At 42.1% G+C, this 6,026-nt stretch carries 5 protein-coding genes; all 5 read right to left on the reverse strand.

Features of this window, described 5'->3' with window-relative positions; all coding sequences use genetic code 11:
• Positions 1 to 108: 108 nt before the first annotated feature.
• Entirely contained in the window at positions 109 to 1,335 is a 1,227-nt protein-coding gene (hydF, locus tag AC3LHT_RS07985; RefSeq protein WP_488662520.1) for a [FeFe] hydrogenase H-cluster maturation GTPase HydF, read from the reverse strand.
• The gene (gene hydE / locus AC3LHT_RS07990) at positions 1,329 to 2,426 is read right to left on the reverse strand and encodes a [FeFe] hydrogenase H-cluster radical SAM maturase HydE (RefSeq protein ID WP_488662521.1); all 1,098 of its coding nucleotides are present in this window, start codon (positions 2,424 to 2,426) and stop codon (positions 1,329 to 1,331) included. Before hydE ends, hydF begins: the two co-directional genes overlap by 7 nt.
• Complete coding sequence (locus AC3LHT_RS07995) at positions 2,419 to 2,676, reverse strand: hypothetical protein (RefSeq protein WP_290647354.1); 258 nt, start codon at positions 2,674 to 2,676, stop codon at positions 2,419 to 2,421. The genes hydE and AC3LHT_RS07995 overlap by 8 nt, the downstream gene beginning before the upstream one ends.
• Entirely contained in the window at positions 2,651 to 4,057 is a 1,407-nt protein-coding gene (hydG, locus tag AC3LHT_RS08000) for a [FeFe] hydrogenase H-cluster radical SAM maturase HydG (protein WP_366011644.1), read from the reverse strand. The genes AC3LHT_RS07995 and hydG overlap by 26 nt, the downstream gene beginning before the upstream one ends.
• Positions 4,058 to 4,225: 168 nt before the next feature.
• Positions 4,226 to 5,719, reverse strand: a complete 1,494-nt coding sequence (locus AC3LHT_RS08005) for a YifB family Mg chelatase-like AAA ATPase (RefSeq protein WP_488662522.1) — start codon at positions 5,717 to 5,719, stop codon at positions 4,226 to 4,228.
• Between the last annotated feature and the right edge of the window lie 307 nt (positions 5,720 to 6,026).

Consider the following 6,026-nt stretch of genomic DNA (forward strand, 5'->3'; position numbering starts at 1 on the left):
CGGTTATTATTTTCTCAGCTCCCATTTCCCTGTTATTTGAACATCGTAATTCGGCTTTTGATATACTCGTGACTCGTAACTCGCTACTCGTAACTCGTAACTCGGTCTTTAAGTTCTTTGATTCTCTTTATTCGCCTCTTCGAGCAAAGCTCGCACTTCTGGAAAAGGGTTTAACACCCGATCCAGTATTCCGTGTAAATATGAAATTACCACGCCATAGTTTGAAATTAGAATACCACGCCTTTTGGCTTCTCTAAGCCTTCGTAACATCATAGCTCGGGTGAGAGTACAGCCTCCACAGTGTACAATCATGTCTACGTTTTCAAGATCTTCCGGGAATTCCTTCCCAGACTTTATCTCAAACTCTATTCCTCCACCAACATGATTGGTAAGCCATCGCGGAATTTTCACCCGCCCGATGTCCTCAACAAGTGGAACATGAGAGCAGGCTTCCATAATTACCACTTTGCTTTCGGGTGTCAAGTTTTCAATGGCTTTCACTCCTTTAACCAACTCAAAAAGATCTCCTTTATGGCGGGCTTCGAGAATGGAAAAAGTTGTAAGAGGTATTTCTTCGGGAACGTCAGCAGCAATTCTGCTGATAAGATGGGAATCAGCAACTACAAGGGCAGGAGGAGCTTTTAGTTTTTCAAGTGCCCATCTCAACTCCCGTTCCTTAACCACTATACAAATTGCTTCTCTGTCCAGGGTTTCCCTTATTGCTTCTACCTGTGGCATGATGAGCCTGCCTTTTGGTGCTCCAAGGTCTATTGGGACAACCAGCAACACTATTTCGCCACCGTCAACTAAATCAGACAGCAAAGGAATTTCCTCTTCTTCAGGGAGCTCTTTTGCAATTAATTCTCTGAGTTTTTCTATTCCTTCACCGGTTTTCGCTGAAACTAATAGATGGGGAAATTTTTCAACATGCTTCAATATATCTGTATGATCATGGTTTAAATCACTTTTGTTCAACGCTATCACAAAGGGAATGTCCATCTTTTTAAAGGAGTTTATCAGCCATTCTTCATAATCATTCCAGTTATTGTCTACGACAAGTATTGCAAGATCTATCTTATAAAGAACTCTCTTTGCCCGCTCAACGCGCAACTCACCCAGCTCGCCTGCATCATCTACACCTGGAGTATCAATGACGGTAACAGGCCCTATGGGGTGTATTTCAAGAGATTTATATACCGGGTCGGTTGTAGTACCCGGCTGTTCGCTTACAATAGAGATTTCCTGCCCAACGAGCCTGTTTATAAGGCTGGATTTTCCGGCATTTCGCTTTCCAAAAAAGCCGAGATATTTTCTGTACCCACCTGTTGTCAGCATCGATTCATCACACCCTTCTCGTGCTTCTCAAGCTCTCTAAGGATTTTAATGCTTAGTTTGAATCCCATTTCTTTAAGCCTTCTGGCTGTTTGAAAAAACTCCACTTTAGCCTTTCCTGTGTAAATCATGTAGTCCTTTCTGTATTTTTCTGGTGTGAAATTGCACATTACTACATTGCAGCCAACGTTAAAGGCTTCAAATTGTTTGGCCTCATCTATCGTTCCTAATGCAGTAGTTGCAGGCATGAAAACACGTGGCATGGTAAGTCTGATAGCAGCGTATGTATTCAATGTTAGTTCTGGGTCTCCATGCGGAAAACTTTGAAGTGGAGTCCCTTCTGCGGGTACAAAAGGTCCTAAGCCAATCATTTTTACACCAACACGCTTCATAAAGAGAATATCGTCTGCGATGTCTTCAATGGTTTGCCCCGGTAAACCGATGATGTTACCTGAACCACCGATATAGCCTATCGAGATGATGTAATCAAGCAAATCGACCCTTGCATCGTAGTCATCATCCGGGTGAACTGCTTCAAATACTTTCTTATTGATGGTTTCGTGTTTTAACAAGACTTTCGAAGCTCCCGCATGTTTTAGCTTTAAATATGCAGACTTTGGTAATTCCCCTATTGAAAGCGAAACTGGTACAAAGGTGGTACTCCTTATGGTGGATACTATGTACACAAGCGTTTCAAGATCGTAATACGGATCCTCACCTGATTGCAAAATTATCGTATCTACACCGAGTTCTGCCATGTTTTTTGCCATGGATATAATTTCATCGGGTAACATTCTGTATCTATTTACTTTGTTTGAAGCTCTGATACCACAATAAGCACAATTCTTTTTGCAGTAGTTGGAGAATTCAATTACTCCCTTGATAAATACCATATCTCCCATATAATCATGCCTGAAAGCATTTGCCAGTTTAAAGAGAAGCCTTCTTTCTTCCCCTTCTTCAAGGGAAAGGAGATATCTAAGCTCTTCCTTAGAAAGGTCGCTTTCTTCGATGGCTTTTTTAGCTATTTCTAAAAGCTTTTCAAAGCCTTTTTCTTTTATTTCTTCCATAACTTTGAAACGTTTCCTATCCACTGCTTTCCTCCAATAGGCTCCTGATATCTTTTATCAAATTCTTTTTGTTTTTTTCCTTTACCATCTCTCCAAAAATGGCGAATTTGCCTACAGTTACTATTCTTTCAGGTGGAAGAAAGTGCTCATCCCCATAGCCACCTATATAAGCCCAACGCCGACCGTGACTTTCAGCAAGCCACAATTTACAACCCTCTTTGGAATATTCTCTGAGTAATTCGAGTACTTTAGAAATAAAGATCTCTTTCTCCATTGTCCAGTCTCTCGCGATACTTCAAGAGTGTCTTTTTTATCTCGGGGTTATCGATGCTGTTTATCTCCTCTTGAACTCTTCTTAAACCGGCTTCTCTAGTTTCGGGTGAGGCGTAATCGTTCAGATATTCAGAGAAAGTAAGGATGGCATTTGGCTGGCAAAATCTCTTCACAAAACCAGGGATGGCGAATTCCATGAAATGCTCCCCTGTTCTGCCGAGGCGATAACATGCTGTGCAAAAGGAAGGAATATAGCCATCTTCCGCAAGTTCTCTTATCACAACATCAAGCGGTCGGGTGTCTCCAAGGGAAAACTGTGATTTTTTATAGGCCTCTTTGTCTTCAGTAGAATATGCCCCAACACCAATATTTGAGCCCGCATCTATCTGAGATACACCCAACTTAAGCACTTCTCGTCTGACTTCTATGGGCTCACGCGCTGTGAGTATCATCCCGGTGTATGGTACTGCCAGCCTTATTACCGCAACGAGGTGTTTGAAGTCGTCATCAGATACCCGATAAGGTGGTTGTTCCGTAATTGGTGTGCCAATAGCTGGCTCTATCCTTGGGAATGAGATGGTATGCGGTCCAACGCCAAATCGTTCTTCCAAATGAATAGTATGATATAGCAGTCCCATAACTTCAAATTTCCAATCGTACAACCCAAACAGAGCACCTATTCCAACATCATCTATCCCCGCTTCCATCGCCCTGTCAAGCCCATATAATCTGTACAGAAAATCCGATTTGGGGCCTCTGGGATGCATTTTCTTATAGGTTTCAGGATGATAGGTCTCTTGAAAAATTTGATATGTACCAATTCCAGCTTCTTTGACTTTTTTGTAATCATCTACGTCGAGAGGAGCCGCGTTTATATTAACTCTTCTGATTTCTCCATTACCTTCTTTCACAGAATACACTTTTCTTACAGTGGCTGCTATAAAATCCGCGTTATAAAGAGGGTGTTCACCATAAACGAGAATCAGGCGTTTGTGCCCACGCGATACAAGAGCTTTCACTTCTGTCTCTAATTCATTCATAGAAAGTGTCTTTCTAAGAACCGCACGATTGCTTGACCTGAATCCACAATATACACAATCGTTGATACACTTATTGCCAATATACAATGGAGCGAAAAGCACTATCCTATTTCCATATATCTTTCTTTTTAGTTCCCGAGCACCTTCAAAAATGCGCTCACGCACTTCCGGAGCTTTCGCATTCAATAGCGTTGCAACTTCTTCTGGTTCAAGCCTGTTCTTGTCCAGTGAGCGTTGAATAATGGCTTCGATTTTCTTCAAATCAGGCTTTTTTGTGTTTTCAAGATGGCTCTGAATTTCTTCGACATCGATGAAATTTTTCAATTCGGTTTTCACAGCTATCACCTCAAATTAAAATCCCCGGCTGAGCCGGGGACAGATTTATGACCAAAGATATTCACAAACATTGTGAATTTTACTCTGCCCCTCGATCTCAGGAAATCCCTTGACCTCAGGTAATGTGATTAATTTCACAATGATTCTACAAGAATTATTTGACAATAAGTTATTTTAGAGGTTAACTTCTTTTTTCCTGTACTGAATGGCTTCTGCTATATGTCGCGGAAGAACTCTTTCTGAACCTTCAAGGTCAGCAATGGTAAGAGACACTTTTAAGACTTTATCCACGCTACGCCCTGTGAGCTTGAGCTTCTCAACTGCAGATTCCAGTAGCTTGACTCCTGTTGAATCCAGGGGGATGAGCTCTTCGATTTCCCTATGGCTCAATTGGCTATTGAAATATTTCCCGAGTACTTTCAAACGCGCATATTGCCTCTCTCTGGCTCTTTCAACCCTTTTGCGGATACTCTCAGAGCTTTCGCCTTTTCGCCTTTCGGAGTATTCAGAGAATTCCAGACGTGGCATATCTACAAAGATATCTATCCTATCTTCTATGGGACCTGAAATTTTCTTGTTGTATCGCTTGATGTCATTCCAAGAACAAGTGCATTCGTGGTTTCTGTCTCCATACCAACCGCAAGGACATGGATTTTGAGCCGCAACAAGCATGAACCTCGCCGGATAAGTCACTGTGAGTCTGGCTCTTGATATGGTTACGGTTCCGTCTTCAAGAGGTTGCCTAAGCGCCTCAAGGACATCTCGCCTGAATTCAGGGAGCTCATCAAGAAATAGTACGCCATTATGCGCAAGGCTAATTTCACCCGGCTTGGCTTCACTCCCTCCCCCTATGATAGCTGTTGTTGAAGCTGTGTGATGGGGTGCCCTAAATGGTCGTTCTACTACCAGGCCTTTTCCATCAAGCAAAGCAGCTACACTGTAAATCTTGGTCGTTTCTATTGCTTCTTCCAGAGACATTTTGGGAAGTATTCCAGGGATCCTTCTTGCAAGCATTGTCTTACCGCATCCCGGTGAACCTTTAAGGAGCAAATTGTGTGCACCAGCTGCCGCTACTTCTGCGGCGCGCTTTGCAAACTCCTGGCCTTTTATGTCTGAAAGGTCTTCGACAACAGTGTGTTTCAGCTCCGGTTCTTTATAAGCTATGGGATTCTTTTTTATATTTCCATTGAGAAATGCAACGAGTTCAGAAAGGTTTTTCACCGTGTATGCATCTATATTTTTAAGAATAGAGGCTTCAGCTTCATTTGAAGCAGGTAATATTATTATTGGTTTCTCCTCTTCCTCTGAAAGCCTTAGAAGTGCTGGCAGCACGCCTCTGACTTTTCTAACACGGCCATCCAGACCTAATTCACCGAAGAAAAGAAACTTTGAAATATCCTTCTGAACAATATCCGAAGCTTTCAAAATGCCAACAGCCATGGGGAGGTCAAGATAAGAGCCTTCTTTCTTGATATCGCTTGGGGCAAGATTTATGGTTATTTTCCCCCTTGGAAAGGGAAAACCAGAATTTTTTAGAGCACTCTTAACTCTTTTCTTGCTTTCTTTTACAACAGTATCGCCAAGACCAACTATATCGATATCATGAATTACAGCTTTTCTGTCAACATCAACTTCCACTGCTATCCTGTAAGCATTCAATCCAATCATCGTAACGCTTGAAACGCTGGAATAATGCCTCACACTATCCCCCCTCAGGTGTTTCTTCCATTATAACATTGGTAATTGAAGAACAGGGTCTAGGGTATCAAAGAACGGGTTTATGGTTTAGTTGTTAGGGTTTAGATGTTTTTCTTCTCGCAACTCGTTTCTTGATCTTTTTTCTCGGACTCTCGTCACTTCGGTCCTTCTCGGTTCTCGGATCTCGTAACTCAGCTCTTGATCTCAGCTCTCGGATTCTTGGTTCTCGTACTTTCGAATTCTCGCAACTCGTAACTCAGTTCTTTAACTCATAACT

This window comes from Kosmotoga sp. (assembly GCF_982836095.1).

Bases quoted from the DNA above. Each gene is read 5' to 3' on its own strand.
- AC3LHT_RS07995 (WP_290647354.1), bottom strand. From the start codon at position 2,676: ATGGAGAAAGAGATCTTTATTTCTAAAGTACTCGAATTACTCAGAGAA.
- hydF (WP_488662520.1), bottom strand. From the start codon at position 1,335: ATGCTGACAACAGGTGGGTACAGAAAATATCTCGGCTTTTTTGGAAAG.
- AC3LHT_RS08005 (WP_488662522.1), bottom strand. From the start codon at position 5,719: ATGATTGGATTGAATGCTTACAGGATAGCAGTGGAAGTTGATGTTGAC.